The organism is Providencia sp. JGM181, from assembly GCF_018257375.1.
Taxonomy (GTDB): domain Bacteria; phylum Pseudomonadota; class Gammaproteobacteria; order Enterobacterales; family Enterobacteriaceae; genus Providencia; species Providencia lanzhouensis.
The window spans coordinates 1-711 of sequence record NZ_JAERJY010000298.1 but is presented as its reverse complement, the minus strand read 5'-3'; the positions used below and the strand labels follow the sequence as shown (position 1 = coordinate 711).

General features: G+C 45.7%; 1 protein-coding gene. It reads right to left on the bottom strand.

Going from position 1 to position 711, the window contains the following annotated elements:
• Nucleotides 1-90 precede the first annotated feature (90 nt).
• The gene (locus JK188_RS17625) at nt 91-672 is read right to left on the bottom strand and encodes a fimbrial protein (RefSeq protein ID WP_211887291.1); all 582 of its coding nucleotides are present in this window, start codon (nt 670-672) and stop codon (nt 91-93) included.
• Nucleotides 673-711 lie beyond the last annotated feature (39 nt).

The window sequence follows — 711 nt, the reverse complement described above, 5'->3', positions numbered from 1 at the left end:
TGCCTGTAATTCACTGGCTGGTAATAGCAACCCTACAATCACGCTAAAGAAAGACAGTTTTCGTATCATTGTTATTAGCAGCCTTTAAAATTACTTATAGAAAAAATTAAATGTTAATGAAGCGGTTAACTCGCCGCCTTGTAAGTCATTGGCAGTACAGGTTCCACAACTGACGGTTGCTTTCAGTGGGATGGTTCCATCCAATGTGCTGGCAAAGGTTTTATCCCAGTTTGTGGTGGTCAATGCCTTGATTTCTTTATCCGTTGCCAAGTTGTCACTTTGGTTAAAATTACTGTTACCGTCTGTGGATAATAAAATGCCATAGCCTGTACTGGTGCTGCCGGCACTCACAAACAGCGCTTCACCGGAGTCACTATTGGTGTCCCCTTCGATGGTTATCGAGGGTTCTAACCCGTAACCCTTACAGCCAAGAATGGTGAGATCAAAAGTTTCGCTAATATCGCTGGTGGTGGTGATATCTTCAGCAGGAATCAGATCCCCGTTACGAATAGCAACAGTCGGGGGCGCGGTAATTTGGCAGCCACCGCCGACAATGCTGGCACTGATTTTAGTGGTGGCCGAGGTTGCCGCCATTGCGGATTGCCCCAGACTTGCCGCATACAATGCGGTGGGGATGAGCAGGGAATAGAGTGACGTTTTAGTCAGTGTCATGATGAATTCCTATTTTTAGGTCTTACTGAAAAATAAGGT

What these genes read in the sequence shown, in the direction of transcription:
- JK188_RS17625 (WP_211887291.1), bottom strand. Translation starts at nt 672, where the DNA reads ATGACACTGACTAAAACGTCACTCTATTCCCTGCTCATCCCCACCGCA.